At 41.9% G+C, this 15,200-nt stretch carries 16 protein-coding genes; 6 read left to right on the forward strand and 10 right to left on the reverse strand.

The annotated features are described in order from the left end of the window. Nucleotides 1–51: 51 nt before the first annotated feature. From PSH41_RS00555 to gpmM, 4 genes are all read right to left on the reverse strand, one after another. A complete protein-coding gene (locus tag PSH41_RS00555; protein ID WP_273589359.1) occupies nucleotides 52–813 on the reverse strand; it encodes a divergent polysaccharide deacetylase family protein in 762 nt (253 codons plus the stop codon). A 200-nt stretch (nucleotides 814–1,013) separates the two neighbouring features. Further along, on the reverse strand, nucleotides 1,014–2,279 hold the full coding sequence (locus PSH41_RS00560; protein WP_273589360.1) for a S41 family peptidase: 1,266 nt from the start codon (nucleotides 2,277–2,279) through the stop codon (nucleotides 1,014–1,016). Between the two features lie 36 nt (nucleotides 2,280–2,315). Then, entirely contained in the window at nucleotides 2,316–3,455 is a 1,140-nt protein-coding gene (locus PSH41_RS00565; protein WP_096042350.1) for a murein hydrolase activator EnvC family protein, read from the reverse strand. A gap of 3 nt (nucleotides 3,456–3,458) precedes the next feature. Then, on the reverse strand, nucleotides 3,459–5,003 hold the full coding sequence (gene gpmM / locus PSH41_RS00570) for a 2,3-bisphosphoglycerate-independent phosphoglycerate mutase (RefSeq protein WP_273589361.1): 1,545 nt from the start codon (nucleotides 5,001–5,003) through the stop codon (nucleotides 3,459–3,461). Nucleotides 5,004–5,582: 579 nt separating this feature from the next. Between gpmM and PSH41_RS00575 the strand changes: the two genes are divergently transcribed. Genes PSH41_RS00575 through gpsA form a run of 4 tightly spaced genes read left to right on the forward strand, consistent with a single transcriptional unit; the run spans nucleotide 5,583 to nucleotide 7,834 of the window. Further along, the gene (locus tag PSH41_RS00575; protein ID WP_004588616.1) at nucleotides 5,583–6,014 is read left to right on the forward strand and encodes a rhodanese-like domain-containing protein; all 432 of its coding nucleotides are present in this window, start codon (nucleotides 5,583–5,585) and stop codon (nucleotides 6,012–6,014) included. A gap of 31 nt (nucleotides 6,015–6,045) precedes the next feature. Then, nucleotides 6,046–6,303 carry a glutaredoxin 3 gene (gene grxC / locus PSH41_RS00580; RefSeq protein ID WP_004588615.1) on the forward strand — a complete coding sequence of 86 codons (258 nt, stop codon included), beginning with the start codon at nucleotides 6,046–6,048 and terminating at the stop codon, nucleotides 6,301–6,303. 34 nt (nucleotides 6,304–6,337) lie between these two features. Beyond that, entirely contained in the window at nucleotides 6,338–6,823 is a 486-nt protein-coding gene (secB, locus tag PSH41_RS00585; protein ID WP_004588614.1) for a protein-export chaperone SecB, read from the forward strand. A 3-nt stretch (nucleotides 6,824–6,826) separates the two neighbouring features. Further along, nucleotides 6,827–7,834, forward strand: a complete 1,008-nt coding sequence (gene gpsA, locus PSH41_RS00590) for an NAD(P)H-dependent glycerol-3-phosphate dehydrogenase (protein ID WP_273589362.1) — start codon at nucleotides 6,827–6,829, stop codon at nucleotides 7,832–7,834. A 97-nt stretch (nucleotides 7,835–7,931) separates the two neighbouring features. Here gpsA and trmL read toward each other — a convergent pair whose 3' ends face one another. Then, nucleotides 7,932–8,396 (reverse strand): tRNA (uridine(34)/cytosine(34)/5-carboxymethylaminomethyluridine(34)-2'-O)-methyltransferase TrmL, encoded by a 465-nt coding sequence (gene trmL / locus PSH41_RS00595; RefSeq protein ID WP_273589363.1) that lies wholly within the window; start codon nucleotides 8,394–8,396, stop codon nucleotides 7,932–7,934. Nucleotides 8,397–8,504: 108 nt separating this feature from the next. On the opposite strand from trmL, the gene PSH41_RS00600 reads away from it, so the two are divergent. Beyond that, nucleotides 8,505–9,422 (forward strand): cation diffusion facilitator family transporter, encoded by a 918-nt coding sequence (locus tag PSH41_RS00600; protein WP_029773365.1) that lies wholly within the window; start codon nucleotides 8,505–8,507, stop codon nucleotides 9,420–9,422. Here PSH41_RS00600 and PSH41_RS00605 read toward each other — a convergent pair. From PSH41_RS00605 to PSH41_RS00615, 3 genes are read right to left on the reverse strand one after another with little or no spacing between them, the layout of a single operon-like run. After that, nucleotides 9,382–10,329 carry an alpha/beta fold hydrolase gene (locus tag PSH41_RS00605; RefSeq protein ID WP_055252664.1) on the reverse strand — a complete coding sequence of 316 codons (948 nt, stop codon included), beginning with the start codon at nucleotides 10,327–10,329 and terminating at the stop codon, nucleotides 9,382–9,384. The genes PSH41_RS00600 and PSH41_RS00605 overlap by 41 nt on opposite strands. 2 nt (nucleotides 10,330–10,331) lie before the next feature. Further along, a complete protein-coding gene (locus PSH41_RS00610; RefSeq protein WP_064387357.1) occupies nucleotides 10,332–11,747 on the reverse strand; it encodes an ATP-binding protein in 1,416 nt (471 codons plus the stop codon). Next, a complete protein-coding gene (locus tag PSH41_RS00615; RefSeq protein ID WP_004588608.1) occupies nucleotides 11,725–12,414 on the reverse strand; it encodes a response regulator in 690 nt (229 codons plus the stop codon). Before PSH41_RS00615 ends, PSH41_RS00610 begins: the two co-directional genes overlap by 23 nt. 175 nt (nucleotides 12,415–12,589) lie before the next feature. Here PSH41_RS00615 and PSH41_RS00620 point away from each other — a divergent pair, with 175 nt between their 5' ends. Further along, a complete protein-coding gene (locus tag PSH41_RS00620; protein ID WP_004588607.1) occupies nucleotides 12,590–13,081 on the forward strand; it encodes a Spy/CpxP family protein refolding chaperone in 492 nt (163 codons plus the stop codon). 67 nt (nucleotides 13,082–13,148) lie between these two features. Here PSH41_RS00620 and yacG read toward each other — a convergent pair whose 3' ends face one another. Both yacG and pilB read right to left on the reverse strand, forming a co-directional pair. After that, nucleotides 13,149–13,379, reverse strand: a complete 231-nt coding sequence (gene yacG, locus PSH41_RS00625; protein WP_024031401.1) for a DNA gyrase inhibitor YacG — start codon at nucleotides 13,377–13,379, stop codon at nucleotides 13,149–13,151. Nucleotides 13,380–13,426: 47 nt separating this feature from the next. Next, nucleotides 13,427–15,103, reverse strand: a complete 1,677-nt coding sequence (pilB, locus tag PSH41_RS00630) for a type IV-A pilus assembly ATPase PilB (protein WP_029773362.1) — start codon at nucleotides 15,101–15,103, stop codon at nucleotides 13,427–13,429. Nucleotides 15,104–15,200: the final 97 nt, after the last annotated feature.

The raw sequence follows: 15,200 nt of genomic DNA on the forward strand, positions 1-15,200 counted from the left end.
TTTTGTTAGCTTAGTTGTATGGCTTAAATATACTTAAAATACCGCCTAAAGCTACCTAGCGTTGATCCCTTTACCTTGCGCCTGCGCTAATTGTATGTATTTTTTATGCACTAGTTGCGATACCGGAACTAACTCAAAGCCTTGCTCGGTGAGCTCAGGTAGCGCTTGGCGTAAAAAGTCGATGGTTTCTGGATAGGGGTGGGCAATCGCTATGGCAAAGTGGTGTTTAGTCGCTTTATATTTTAGCTCATCCAGCCTTTGCTGCAGTTGCTCATGCGTGGTTATATTGTCTAAAAACACATGGCGGACAATATTTTCAACCCCGATAAAATTTGCCGCATTTTGCGCTTGGCTTAAGTCGGTAGTACGGCTATCTAAAAAGAATAAATTACGTTTTTTAAGTACTTCCATAGTCCACTTCATGGCTTGGCTTTGTTGAGTGAGTGCCGACCCCATATGGTTATTAACTCCTTTTACTTGCGGTAAGCTTGCCAATGCAGTGCCTAAAGTTTTTTGTAGCTGTTCTTTATCCATATTTATGGTGAGCCCGCCAGGGCCGAGTGCTTTACCGTTTAAGGCTTGCATAGGTACATGCAATAAAAGCTCTTTATTTGCTTGGCTGGCAAGCGTGGCAAAAATTTGAGAGTAGGGTGTGTGGGGCAAAATTGAATACGACAATTGCCCTGGTAAGGTAAGAAATTCTAAATCTCGCTGATGATAGCCAATATCATCAATTACGATGGCTATTTGCTTTGCCCAAGCAGTGCTAGATACAAAGCAGATAGCCAACAACAGCCATTTTATTATTTTCACGTTTATAGTTTTTATTATCTTTTTAATTTATTAAGGGTATTTTTTAATCTCAACGCCGGGTAATAAAGCTATCTCAGCAGCCATTTTTAGCGCTAACTGCCTTGAATTTACTTAAAATTTATAGCTAAAGAATAGCAGAATCTAATAGTGTTAATATTTATTCTGTTATTAAATCGCTTACCTAAAGTTTAGATTATTTACTATTGCATGCTAAGTAATTGCTTAGCTTTTACTAACTGCAAGTCGCCCAGTATTTCATGTTCAAATTGTGGTGCATTTTTGTTCTGCTCATTTTTTATTATAACGGCTTTATTTGATTGTGGAAGGGTTGCTTGCGCAATTGCTACATCGGGGGTAACGCCTACGCCTTCAATCGATACGCCCGCAGGTGTAAAGTACTTAGCAGTTGTTAATTTTAGCGCTGTATTACCATCACCAAGTGGGATCAAAGATTGCACCGAGCCTTTGCCATAAGACTGATTACCAACCACTGTAGCACGCTTATTATCTTTTAAAGCAGCGGCGAGTATTTCAGCCGCAGAGGCCGAATTTTCATTAATAAGCACCACAATAGGCAAGCCTTTTAGTATGTCACCTCGTTTAGCGTAGTAGGCTTGGTTAGCGTCGTAATAGCGCCCTTTAGTAGTGACTATAGTGCCGCTTTGTAAAAATAGATCCGCTACCGCCACTGCGCTTTGTAAAGTACCACCTGGGTTGTCACGTAAATCAATGACTAACCCTTTAAGGGGTGTGCGATAATCATTTTTAAGTGCAGCTACCTGCAGCGCCACTTCATGTAAGGTGTGATTAGAAAAATTATTTATGGCTAAATACCCAGTGCCTGAGTCGAGTAATTGGCTAGTGGCGCTTTCTAAGTTTATTTCTTTGCGATTTACCGCAAAGCTAATTGGTTGCTGCTGCCCTGTGCGCTTTATTGTTAGTTTAACCGCGTTAAAGCGGGTATCTTTTATCAACGCGGCTACTTGCTCTAAGCTACCTGTTTGCGTGTTTATATCATTAACACTAACAATAATATCGCCCGCTAAAATACCGGCCTTTTTGGCTGGGGAGTTTTTAACGACACCAACAATAGTAATGTCACTGTCAATGTCTTTCACTTCAATGCCCACGCCAGTGTAATGGCCATTTGTATTATTAAACAAAGCGTCTAAGTCATTTTCATTGAGGTATTTAGAATAAGGGTCTAGCTGGTCGAGTAAAATTTCTACTTGCTGATTATTAAAGGCACCCTGTGCACCTTTTGTCAGTGATAAGTCATCAACATAATAGGCTTTAATGTTGAAGAGTATTTCAGAAATTTGCTGACTTTTAAGATCTTTAACTGAGCTGGCAAGTAATGAATTGCTAAAACAAAAAATAGCAATACAGGTCAATGCGCACAATAAAAACAAATAGCGCGTACGGGAAGAGGGAAATGAGCGTGTTTGTGGTATTTTTTGAGTCATCAGCTGCTCCTAATGCGGTGCAGCTGTTTTATTCACTTAAATACGTCTGCACCATTTAACAGGATTTACTGCGCGTCCTTTGTGGCGTATTTCAAAGTATAGACCAGAACTCGATTGTCCGCCGCTTTGACCTACTAATGCCAGCGTTTCGCCTTCTCGAACCATGTCGCCCACATCTTTTAATAATGTTTGCGCATGGCCGTATAGGCTCATAAAGCCCTCACCATGATCAACCACAATAACCCAGCCAAAGCCTTTAAGCCAATCAGCAAAAACAACTTGGCCATTATTAATACTGTTTACATTAGTGCCTTCTTTTGCACCAATTAACACGCCTTTCCAGTCTATGCCGCCATGTTTGCGCTGACCAAATGTGTGTTTTAACTTTCCTTTGCTGGGCCAATTAAGCTTGCCTTTACTTTTATTAAGGCCGAGTAATTCAATTTTTTGAGTCTTCTCTTGCTCAAGTTCTTCAATGGTGGTGATTAATGTTTGCTCGTTGTCTTTTAAGTAATTAATCGAGCTTTTAGTGCTATTGAGCTGTGCTTGTAAGTTTTTAAGGTTAGTTTGGCGCTCGCTTTGAGCATTTACTAGCGCGCTTTGGCGTCTTTTTTGTTCTTCAAATAAGGCGGCTAATTTTTGTTTGGTTTTGGCAAGTGCAGCTTGGTTTTCTGCAATTTGTTGTTGTAGTACTTTAAGCTCTTCAATTTGCTCTATGCGCGCTTTATTTAAATAGTTGTAATAGCTTAAGGTACGCTCAAATTTAGCTGTGTCTTGCTGGTTTAAAAGCATTTTGGGGTAGTCGTCGCCCCCAGCCATGTAAGCACTTTTTAGCTGGGCCGCTAAAATGGCTTGAAATTGCGCGTGTTGCGCTTTTAATTGCTGTGCTTTTTGTTGCTGGGCTTGTTGTTTTTGCTCGGTTTCTTTTACTGATTGCTCAGCCATATTGAGGGCTTTGGCATTTTTAGCTATTTCTAGCTCGTGTTTTTTTAAGTTTTTTTGCAGTGCGGCAATTTTTTTTCGCTGTGCGTTGTACTCTGCTTGGCTTTGTTCTAATGCAGATTGCACTTCAGATAGGTCTTTTTTAGTGCGGTTTTCGTTAGCAGTTGCAGGTGCAACCACTAACGAAACCAATACAACTGTATAAACACTAAACCAATTTACTGGTTTGCTCATGTGTTATTTCAACGTCATGATTGGCGTGCCGGTCATTTCGCTTGGTTGCTCCATGCCCATAAGGTGTAGCATAGTAGGTGCTACATCACTTAATGCTTTGCCTTCACTTGGCGTTGCATCGCGTCCTACATAAATAAATGGCACTGGCTCGCTAGTGTGAGCGGTATGAGCTTGGCCCGTGGCAGTATTTGCCATTTGCTCTGCATTACCGTGATCAGCTGTGATAAGTGCTTCACCGCCAAACTCATCTAGCGCTTCTACCACGCGGCCTATACATGCATCAACAGCTTCACAGGCTTTAACCGCGGCTTCAAACACACCAGAGTGACCCACCATATCGCCATTCGGGTAATTACAAATAATGGCATCAAACTTACCGCTTTTAATAGCTTCAATAAGTTTGTCGGTTAGCATTTCTGAATTCATTTCTGGCTGAAGGTCGTAAGTGGCAACCTGTGGAGAAGGAATTAATTCGCGTGATTCGCCTTCAAATTCATCTTCGCGTCCGCCACTAAAGAAAAACGTAACATGAGCGTATTTTTCTGTTTCAGAAATACGTAGCTGCGTTTTGCCATTTTTTTCAAGCCATTCACCTAATACGTTTACCAATGGCGAAGGACCAAATGCGACAGGGGCATCAATATCGGCTGAGTATTCTGTCATCATTACAAATGCGCTTAACTGTGGTGATTTTTTCTTTTCGAACCCGTCAAAGCCTGGCTCTACAAAGGCACGGGTAATTTCACGGGCACGGTCGGCTCTAAAATTAGCAAAGATGATGGTGTCGCCATCATTAATTTGTGCTGCTTCAGTGCCTTGTGGCGTGATGGTGGTTGGAGCTACAAACTCATCGTTTTCGTCGCGCTCATAGGCGGCTTCTAATGCCGATACACCATCAGCATAATTAAATTCGCCTTCACCTAATGCCATTACATTGTAGGCTTTTTCTACACGGTTCCAACGGTTGTCTCTGTCCATAGCGTAATAACGCCCCACAAGAGACGCTAAGCGGCCACAATTTAGCTCGGAAAATAAGGCTTCTATACGCTCTATTGATGCTTTAGCACTGCGTGGTGGTGTATCACGGCCATCTAAAAAGCCATGAAAGTATACTTCTTTTGCACCGCGTTTAGCGGCTAATTGAATACTCGCGACAATATGATCTTCGTGGCTGTGAACACCACCTGGGCTTAATAAACCCATAATATGCACGGCTTTGCCTGCAGCGACTGCTTTATCGATGTTTTCAACAAGGGCAGGGGTTGAGTCAAATTCGCCATCGTTGATTGCTTTGGTAATGCGAGTAAAATCTTGATAAACAACACGACCAGCACCTAAATTTACATGGCCTACTTCTGAGTTACCCATTTGCCCTTCAGGTAAGCCTACATCTAAACCTGAGCCTGAAATTAATGTACGTGGACGGGTTGCCCATAGGTTGTCTAAAACGGGGGTGTTGGCTGCAAGAATCGCATTGCTTTGCTCATCTTCGCGGTATCCCCAACCGTCTAAAATCATTAATACCAGTGGTTTTTTATGCTCTGTCATAATAGCTCCTGAAAATTAGCACCTGTTGATGGGTACTGTGCGCCGAAAGGTTATCTGGTTAGTTTTAGCATACCGTGTTTTAGCGCCAGAATCAGCACTGAGAACAAGATATTAAATTTTTTACTTACTTTCATATATGGGGTGCTTTATGTGTTTTTAAAGCGCAGCAAACTCGCATTTTAACTTGGTTTGGGTATACTTGCGTGGCTAAAGTACAAAATACCTAGAATATTAGGGCGTGTTGCACTTTGGTGGCTGAATTTGCAGCAGTATGTTTGGTTTTTAGGTAAGGCAGAGCCTATGAAGTGTGGTTACTCCCCATAAATAGGCGATAACGTAGCATAAATACCAAACATGCGCTGCCCGTAGGGTTTTTTCTAGGGGCTATTACCTTTTTGTTGCCTACATGGATGTAGGTAAGGGGCGTGAGCAGGACGCGGAAGCTTTGCTTGGTTTTTACTTAGCCCACTAGGTTACAAATCTCGCGCCGCGATTTAATCGCCCCTAGATTGAACAAATTTCAATCCACAAAGGCCAACACGCCCTAGGTTTAGAACATAATTTCATAGTGGAAGTAGAATGGATCAATATATTGAATTTATTACAAATCATCCTATTTTAAGCCTAGCTTGGGTTGGTCTTGTATTCCTTATTGTAAGCGGCTGGATAAAGAGCAAGTTTTCAGCAGTGAGAGAAATAAACCCACAGCAATTAACACTTCTTATTAATCGTGAAGATGGCAAAGTAGTTGATATTCGTGCTCAAAAAGAATTTAACGCAGGTCGTATTGCGGGTGCTGAACACTTAAGCCCTGAAAAAGCAAAACAATCTGACTTTTCAAGCCTTGAAAAGCACAAGAGCAAACCCATTATACTAGTATGTGCCACAGGCATGACTGCTCAAGGTATTGCTAATGCAATGCATAAAGCAGGCTTTGAATCGGTTTATGTATTATCAGGTGGTATGGGGTCGTGGCAATCTGCCAGCCTTCCAACTACAACAGGTCGCTAATCAGTTTAGTAGTACCGATAGAGGATTTATTATGAGTAATGTTGTTTTATACACCAAAGCGTACTGTCCATTTTGCCAACGTGCTCTTGCACTTTTAAACAGTAAAGGCGTCGAGTACACAAATATTGATATTGGTGTTCAACCAGAGCTTCGCGATGAAATGATTGCTAAAGCAGGTGGCGCAAGCACAGTACCGCAAATTTTTATTAATGATGAACATATCGGTGGCTGCGACGACATGATGGCTATTGAAGCGCAAGGTAAACTTGACGCTAAGCTAAATGCTTAATTTTAATTATAAAAACTAACACGTAGGAAGCACAATGAACGAAGAAAATCAAAACGCAGCAGCACAAGAAGGTGGCGCACAATTTACTATTCAACGTATTTACACTAAAGATGTATCGTTTGAAACGCCTAACTCGCCTGCGATTTTTCAAAAAGAATGGACGCCAGAAGTTAAGCTAGACCTAGACACGCGCTCTAATAAGCTAGACGAAGGTGTGTTTGAAGTGGTTTTAGCATTAACGGTTACTGCTTCTATTGGTGAAGAAACTGCGTTTTTATGTGAAATTCAGCAAGCCGGTATTTTTACAGTTGGTGAGCTTGAAGAAGTACAACTAGCACATATGCTAGGTGCATACTGCCCTAACGTGTTATTCCCATACGCGCGTGAAGCCGTATCTAATCTTGTTAACCGTGGTACTTTCCCACAGCTTAACCTTGCGCCAGTGAACTTTGATGCGTTATTTGCACAATACATGCAACAACGTACTGCGCAAGCTGAGCAGGTTTCAGCAGACGCATAATTTATGAGTACAGCAACTTCAGCTGTTACTGTATTAGGAGCGGGGTCTTACGGCACCGCTCTTGCTATTTGCTTAGCCCGAAATGGTCACCAAGTGACACTTTGGGGTCGCAATAGCGACGACGTTGCCACGCTTGCAGCTGAGCGGAAAAATCAACGTTACTTACCTGATGTACCTTTCCCCGACACTCTTTTATTACAAGCCGATTTACAACAAGCCGTAGCTAATAGTGCCATTGTACTTGTGGTTGTTCCTAGCCATGCATTTGGCGATACGTTACAGCAAATTAAACCTGCATTGGTTGACGGAGCGCAAGTAGCATGGGCAACTAAAGGGCTTGAACCAAATACGGGGCGCTTGTTACAAGAGGTAGCATTGCAAGAGCTAGGTGATGATATACCACTTGCGGTTTTATCTGGGCCTACATTTGCTAAAGAAATGGCAATGGGTTTACCTACGGCTATTTCGGTGTCGTCTACTTCAACTGAGTTTGCTCAGCAACTTGCTGACTTACTACATTGTGGTCGCTCGTTTCGTGTATATAACAACGATGATTTTATTGGCATTCAGTTAGGTGGAGCCGTTAAAAACGTTATTGCTATTGGTGCAGGTATGTCGGACGGGGTTGGTTTTGGTGCCAATGCACGAACCGCTTTGATTACCCGTGGCCTTGCCGAGCTTACACGTTTAGGCTGCGCGCTAGGCGCAAAACAAGAAACCTTTATGGGTATGGCTGGACTTGGCGATTTAATCTTAACATGTACCGACAATCAATCGCGCAACCGTCGCTTTGGTTTGGCATTGGGTAAAGGTGAAGGGGTTGATGCTGCTATTGAGTCTATCGGGCAAGTTGTTGAAGGCTTTAGAAACACAAAAGAAGTGTATTTATTAGCACAACGCGCGGGTGTAGAAATGCCTATTACTGAGCAAATTTATAAAGTACTTTATGAAAATAAAGATATGAAAGAAGCCGCCATGGCGTTATTAGGCCGAGAGCAGCGCGCTGAATAAAGTGAGCATATAATGCTCACTTTATTAAAAGCATGAACATGCTTTGTTATTAAAAAACCGACGCTATGTCGGTTTTTTATTGTTTGGTACAAGGTGCTTATTGCGCGTTAGGAAAGCCTAGCTGGCGCCATGATTCATAAACAAATACTGCCACAGCGTTAGATAAGTTCATACTACGGCTATTGGGCTGCATAGGAATGCGCACACGCTGATCGTTAGGTAGCGCTAGAATCATCTCATCGGGGAGACCGCGAGTTTCTGGCCCAAATACCAAGCAATCACCGGCTTCATAACTGGCTTCGTGATGAAACTGGCTGCCTTTAGTAGTGCATGCATACACTTTTTTAGGTTGGCACTTTTCAAGGTAGGCTTCAAACGAGGCATGGCGCTGTACGTTACTAAACTCGTGGTAATCTAGCCCGGCACGTTTTACTCGCTTATCGTCCCACTCAAAACCTAATGGCTCAATTAAATGCAATGAGTAACCTGTGTTTGCACACAAGCGTATGATATTTCCTGTATTTGGTGGGATTTCAGGTTGATATAAAACGATATCCAGCATAATGCGCCTTTCTATTAATCTATAATTTGACGAGTGGCAGTATACACGAAACCGGTAAAAAAAATGATATACTCGCGCCATTGAATACCGCAAGTAGTGAATATTAACGTGCATCACCGTAGTTACGAATTTTGGGTTAAAACATCAAGCATAGTTACCATGGTTATGGTTAGCTTAATGATAGCCGCTAAAACCTGGGCGTGGTTGGCATCGGGTTCAGCTTCTATGCTTGGCTCATTAACCGACTCATTAATGGATATTACCGCCACGGCCATGAGCTTTTTAGTGCTAGGGTATGCACTGCGCCCAGCAGATGACGATCACCGTTTTGGTCATGGCAAAGCTGAAGCCCTAGCCGGACTTGGTCAGGCTGCGTTTATAGCAGGGTCGGGGTGCTTATTGGCGTTTCACGGTATTGAGCGATTATTTAACCCAATTGTGCTTAGTCATTCACTGTTAGGTGTGTGGGTGAGTATATTTGCTATTGCTTGTACGTTAGTGATTGTGTTTTTTCAGATCAAAGTGGTTAAGCATACCGAATCCATCGCGATTAAAGCAGACTCGGTGCATTACAAAGGGGATTTAATTTTAAATGCCGCGGTATTACTTGCTATTTTGCTCTCGTATTATGGGGTGTTATACGCAGATCCGCTGTTTGCCATAGGCGTTGCCGGTTACTTACTTTATAACAGTTGGGATATTGCGTGTGAGAGTGCCGATCATCTAATGGATAAAGAACTTCCAGATGATGAAAAGCAAAGTATTTTAGATATTGCTAACGCACATAAAGATGTACACGGTGTACATGATATTCGCACTCGCCAAGGCGGTAAAATTAAGTTTATGCAAATGCACTTAGAGCTTGATGATCATTTAAGTTTAATACGTGCCCACAATGTGGCTGACGATGTAGAAAAGGCGCTTGCCGAGCGCTTTGACTCTGAGGTTGATATTTTAATTCATCTAGATCCGCTTTCGGTGGTACCTAAGTATCAAACGAAGAACAAAACTGATACAAGCGCATAAGCACAGGTTTTCTAATTTCGTCGCGTTCAAACAATAGCTCGTGCTTAGCCCCTGCAAAGCTTTTCAGCTCGGCATTAGGGAGCCTATTTACGAGCTTTTGTTGCGCGTTGTTATCAACCACTTCATCGTTTTGTGCGCTGGCAATAAAAATAGGGAGGTTGATTGTGTGGGTATCCACGGCTGACATAAAAGCAAAGCTTGCATTTAACCAGCCATATGTAACGCCGCCTAACTGTAAAAGTGGCTGTTGTTGATAAGTGAGCCTAAAGAGGTTGTACCGCACTTGGCTGCTGGTTAAAGTATTAAGCGCAAATTCTTCTGGGTTGTAATCGTTTTGCCCTAGCGCATAACTGTAGCCAAAACCGAGCTTTGTGGCGGCGCGGGCTATGAATTTAGCTACCGGTTTAGGAATGCCTTTAGTGTAAATATCAAACATGGGCGCAGATAAAAACGCGCCGCTGAAAGTATGCGGGTAATTTGCAAAATAATCGTACGCTATAGCGCCGCCCATAGAGTGGGCTAATAATATTTTTTTGCCTTGCCAGTGTTTATTTACAATATGTTGGTTAAATAAATCTAAGTCGGCACTGTAGTCACTAAAGCGTTTTACATAACCCTTGTGCTTATTTTTTAACGGTCGATAAGAGCGGCCTTGCCCTTGGTGGTCGGCTATAAATACCGCATAGTTATTAGTGTAAAGCTCCCACAGTAGCTCTTTGTATTTTTCAAGCCCTTCTATGCGCCCAGAGCTAATTACTATGGCAGTGTTAGCTGTCTCTGGCACTGCGTAAGCAAAAAACAGTTTACCTTCAGATGCATTAAAATAGTTTTTATTAAGTACATTTTCGTAAAAGTGATTAATGCGTGCTTGGTTACTTTCAAGCGCTGATTCGGTACTGTAAAACATGCTTACTCTTTAATTAGTGGCAGGGTGATATTGGCACAAAGCCCGCCTTTTTCTTTATTAGATAGCGCTAAACTACCGCCGTGGGCAATAATAGCATTTTTAGCGATAGCTAAGCCAAGCCCTGTGCCGCCACTTACTCTGTCGCGAGCGTCAGATTGCCTAAAAAAGGGCTCACAAAGCTTGCTCAGTTGCTCATTTGGAACGCCAGGGCCATCGTCGCAAATCTCTATATAGATTTGGTTGTTGTAGTGTACGTTAAAGCTAATGTTGCTATGCGCGTATTTTATTGCGTTACGTAATAGGTTTTCGAGTGCGCTGGCAATTAATGATTCATCGCAGCTTAGCATTACATCGGCATTGCCACTAAAAGTAAGTGTTTTAGTATTTTGCTTGGCTTCAAACTGCGCATCGTTTAATACGTGCTCTACTATATCTTTTAACGATTGCTTTTGCAGTGACAGTGTTTGGCTTTGCGCTTCTAAACGCGACACTTGCAGCACGTCAGCAATCATTTTATCAAGCTGGTTTGCTTCTTTTTCTATACGTAATAAATACGATTGGCTTGCTTCGTTGGCTTGCATTTGTGCAAGGCCTGTTGCCATTTTTAAACGCGTAAGCGGGGAGCGTAACTCATGAGATATATCAGCCAGTAAGCGCTTTTGAGCACTAATAAGTTGCTCAAGCTGATTAGCCATGCTGTTAAAGTCGCGCCCAAGTACTCCTAACTCGTCTTTTCTGCTTGCAGGTATGGCAACTCGCGCTGATAAATCGCCTGATGAAAGCTTTATAGCTGCTTTTTTAAGGCTGTTAATTGGGGCGATTAAATTGCGACTAAAAATAAAACTCAGGATTAAAGAGGCAAAAATAGCCACGAGTACTTTCATCCAATTCGGCATTAACTTAAAGCGCATGAGCAAAGGAGGTTGGTGGTTAATGTCTATTTCGTAGAGGTAAAACTGCCCCTCTGGCACGTTAATATTAACAGGGCCGAAAGCTTGGTATTTTTCGGTAAAAATGACCTGTGGCGCCAAGTTTTGACTAAAGCTAAGTAAGTTTAAATCTATTTCAGCGGGGATCTCTTTATTACTTAATGCATCTTCGGGTTGTACTGCGCCTAAAAATAAAATTTTTCGTTTTGAAAGCCTAGGGTGCGATAAAACATCAGCAAGGGTGCGCTTGTGTTTAGTGGCACTTCGCTCAATACTTTTGGCAGTATAAATTAGGTTTTTTTTCATTGGCCCCCGCAAAGGCTCGGTGCTTACTGCATTAATTGCCGTAATATTGCTTAAAAATATAAGCGCAGCCACCGTGCCTGTTATTGTTAGCCAAAACCAAATAAATATTTTAAAAAATAAATAATGCCGAGGGTGCTTTAGCCATGCAAAGTAATGTTTATTACTCACCTTGGATGAAGACATAACCTGTTCCTCGCATTGTTTTTATTCGCTCGCCTTGAATATGCTCAGCTATTTTTTTACGAATATTGCTAACGTGCATATCAATTGAGCGGTCGAACGAAGCTAAGCGCCTGCCTAGCACTTCTTCACTTATTTGCTCTTTACTGACAACTTCGCCGGCATTTTTAATTAATAACACCAGTACTTCGTACTCTGTGCCAGTAAGCGTGAGGGTGTGCTCGTTAATAGCGGCTTCTCGGGCTGCCAAATTAACCGTAATGCCATTTATATTCATTTTGCTAGGCGTTGCAACGTTTAGGCTATTTATGTGCTCTATACGACGGGTAATGGCTTTTACTCGGGCAAGTAACTCGCGGTGATTAAAGGGTTTGGGTATGTAATCGTCTGCGCCAAGCTCTAAGCCAAAAATGCGATCAAAGTCTTCGCCTTTTGCAGTGAGCATAATAACCGGTGTTAGCTTTGTTTGCCTAAGTTGTTTAAGTACTTCAAAGCCATCAAGGGTGGGGAGCATGACATCAAGCAATATCAGCGCGTAGTCATTTGATAGAGCAAGCTTTAAGCCTTGCTCGCCATCGTGAACGCTTTGTACGTCAAAACCTTGCGCGGCTAAATATTCAGTAAGTAGTTCGCACAAACCTGTGTCGTCATCAATCATTAATAGCTTCATTTCAAACCCTTAGGCAATTTCTATATGGTTATTTTACTTCTTAAATTGTGCAAAAGTGAATCTTTACACAACCTTTACACTGCTTTGCGTTACTTTGCGTTGAGTTATGTATAGTTAACTTACTGGCTTAGCAGTCACAACCAAATTCAATCCATCCAATATTAAGGTGATGATTATGACTAAAGTAAATACACTTTCAAAATTAGTACTTATTTGTGGTCTAGCAACGGCTACACTTGGCGCCGGTAGCGTATTAGCAAAAGGCGGCATGCACGATAAGCAAGGCCATTCTCAAGCGCGTTTTTTATTATCTGAGCGCGGTGCCGACAAGCTTGATTTAACGCAAGAACAGCAAACTAAGCTTGAAGCTATTTTTGAAGCGCAAAAAACACAGATGAAAGCACTGCGCGGCGATGATAAAGAAGCCCGTAAAGCACAGCGTAAGGCTCAAAAAGAGAAAATGGATGCTTTACTTAGCGCACCAACATTTGACGAAAACGCTGCAAAAGAGCTATTAGCTGCACGCCACGAAAAAGGCACTGAGTTTGGCTTAATTAAGCTAAAAACACAGCATCAAGTAATGCAGGTACTTAACGCAGAGCAGCAAGAAAAGTTTGCAAAAATGCAAAAGCGTATGGGTAAAAAACACCGTAAGCAAAGAGATTAATTTATAAATTAAACACTAAAAAGCCAGCTTAATGCTGGCTTTTGTCGTTTAAGAGGGTGAAAAACGCTTATTTAAAAAAGTCGTCATCGTTTTTAGCCATCATCTCTTCAATATCTTCAATCATATCTTGGCTAATTTGGTTAGCCGAGGTAATAGGCGTTGATATTTTATTGTTCTCAAAAGACCATTCACCTAAATCAATAAGCTGACAGCGCTTAGAACAAAAAGGACGATGTGGGCTTTGCTGTGACCATTCAACTTTGTTTTTACAGGTTGGACAGTTAACAATTGTTGGCATACTTTACTCTCTACAATGTGTTTTAGCCCTAATTAGGGCTATCACTTTTACATATTGGTTACGCGATTAATTTCAGCCAGAGACGTTAAACCATCGGCGGCTTTTCGTAAACCCGATAATCGCAAGTTATTAAACCCAGCTTGTAGCGATACCTCTGCGATTTCGAGCGAGTTGCCACCGCGCATAATAATTTGTGCAATTTCAGGAGTAATTTGCATGACTTCGTAAATACCCACTCGGCCTTTGTAACCATCGGTGCAATTTTCGCAGCCTTTGGGTGCGTATAGTGTCATATCTTCAATTTGTGTTGTGCTAAATCCTTGACGAGCCAACTCTTCTGCTGGCAGTGTTTCAGGGGTTTTACACTTAGGGCATAAACGCCTAGCTAAGCGCTGGGCAATAATCAAACTTATAGAGCTTGCCACGTTATACGCAGGCACGCCCATATTTAACAAACGCGTTATGGTTTCGGGCGCTGAGTTGGTATGTAGTGTAGATAACACTAAGTGACCCGTTTGCGCCGCTTTAATTGAAATTTCTGCGGTTTCTAGGTCACGTATTTCACCTACCATCACTACATCTGGATCTTGACGTAAAAATGCACGCAGGGCGTTAGCAAAGGTCATTTCGGCTTTAGGGTTAATTTGTACTTGGTTAACCCCTTCAAGGTTTATCTCAACCGGATCCTCGGCTGTACTAATGTTACGCTCTGGCTGGTTAAGTATATTTAAACCGGTATAAAGCGATACGGTTTTACCAGAGCCCGTTGGGCCGGTCACAAGTATCATGCCTTGTGGTTGCCCAAGCGCATCCATATAAAGCTTTTTCTGATCCTCTTCGTAACCTAATACATCAATACCTAGCATAGCGCTTGATGAATCAAGAATACGCATTACTATTTTTTCGCCCCATAACGTAGGCATAGTACTTACACGAAAATCGATGCTTTTACGCTCTGTAATTTTTAATTTAATACGGCCATCTTGTGGTTTACGTTTTTCAGCAATATCGAGCCTCGACATTACTTTGATACGCGCCGATAGCTTACTTGCTAAGGTATTGGGTGGGTTGGCAACTTCATGCAAAATACCATCAATACGAAAGCGAATACGGTATTTGTGCTCGTAAGGTTCAAAGTGTAAATCAGAAGCGCCTTTTTTAATGGCATCCATTAATATTTTATTGATATAAACAATGATTGGAGCATCGTCTTTATCATCATCTTTAGGTGTGGTTTCTTTAGGGCCTTCACTATCTAGGTCGGCAAACTCTTTAAATTCATCGGCGCTTAAATCTAAGCTGCCTGCAGCATCAAGTAGTTGCTCAATTTTGTTATCTAGCTGAATATAGTCAACCACGACTATTTCGCACGATAAGCCGGTGCTAAATTCAAAGTTTTCAAAGGCACCGTAGTCAGTCGGATCTGAGGCGGCAATGTATACTTTTCTGCCTTTTTGAACCAGCGGTAAAATATGGTGTTTACGTATTAGTTTTTCTTTAACTAAGTCTTCGGGGATTTGTGCAGGGTCGAAGTCTTTTAAATCAAAATACGGTACGCGGAATAAGTCTATACATTGTTCAGCTAAGTCGTTGCTATCAATTTTTCCACATTTAGATATAAGCTCAGCGGTTGAGGCAAACTCTTGCTGTTTTGCTTTTACGGTATCGGCATCAATGCGGCCAAGCGTTATAAATTTTCTCAATAACGGTGAGTTAATATTCATTGCGCACCTATTTTAGTCCTTCAATAGTTAACAATTTATCAGAAAAAAGCAGGTGATTAAATTCGCTGTGCTTATCAACACCTTTTTTGCTAACCAA

It is taken from the genome of Pseudoalteromonas sp. CST2 (assembly GCF_028599385.1).
GTDB lineage: Bacteria > Pseudomonadota > Gammaproteobacteria > Enterobacterales > Alteromonadaceae > Pseudoalteromonas > Pseudoalteromonas atlantica.

Excerpts from the sequence above, each read along its gene's own strand:
- PSH41_RS00560 (WP_273589360.1), bottom strand. The coding sequence starts at position 2,279 with ATGACTCAAAAAATACCACAAACACGCTCATTTCCCTCTTCCCGTACG.
- PSH41_RS00565 (WP_096042350.1), bottom strand. The coding sequence starts at position 3,455 with ATGAGCAAACCAGTAAATTGGTTTAGTGTTTATACAGTTGTATTGGTT.
- gpmM (WP_273589361.1), bottom strand. The coding sequence starts at position 5,003 with ATGACAGAGCATAAAAAACCACTGGTATTAATGATTTTAGACGGTTGG.
- PSH41_RS00575 (WP_004588616.1), top strand. The coding sequence starts at position 5,583 with ATGGATCAATATATTGAATTTATTACAAATCATCCTATTTTAAGCCTA.
- grxC (WP_004588615.1), top strand. The coding sequence starts at position 6,046 with ATGAGTAATGTTGTTTTATACACCAAAGCGTACTGTCCATTTTGCCAA.
- secB (WP_004588614.1), top strand. The coding sequence starts at position 6,338 with ATGAACGAAGAAAATCAAAACGCAGCAGCACAAGAAGGTGGCGCACAA.
- gpsA (WP_273589362.1), top strand. The coding sequence starts at position 6,827 with ATGAGTACAGCAACTTCAGCTGTTACTGTATTAGGAGCGGGGTCTTAC.
- trmL (WP_273589363.1), bottom strand. The coding sequence starts at position 8,396 with ATGCTGGATATCGTTTTATATCAACCTGAAATCCCACCAAATACAGGA.
- PSH41_RS00605 (WP_055252664.1), bottom strand. The coding sequence starts at position 10,329 with ATGTTTTACAGTACCGAATCAGCGCTTGAAAGTAACCAAGCACGCATT.
- PSH41_RS00610 (WP_064387357.1), bottom strand. The coding sequence starts at position 11,747 with ATGTCTTCATCCAAGGTGAGTAATAAACATTACTTTGCATGGCTAAAG.
- PSH41_RS00615 (WP_004588608.1), bottom strand. The coding sequence starts at position 12,414 with ATGAAGCTATTAATGATTGATGACGACACAGGTTTGTGCGAACTACTT.
- PSH41_RS00620 (WP_004588607.1), top strand. The coding sequence starts at position 12,590 with ATGACTAAAGTAAATACACTTTCAAAATTAGTACTTATTTGTGGTCTA.
- yacG (WP_024031401.1), bottom strand. The coding sequence starts at position 13,379 with ATGCCAACAATTGTTAACTGTCCAACCTGTAAAAACAAAGTTGAATGG.
- pilB (WP_029773362.1), bottom strand. The coding sequence starts at position 15,103 with ATGAATATTAACTCACCGTTATTGAGAAAATTTATAACGCTTGGCCGC.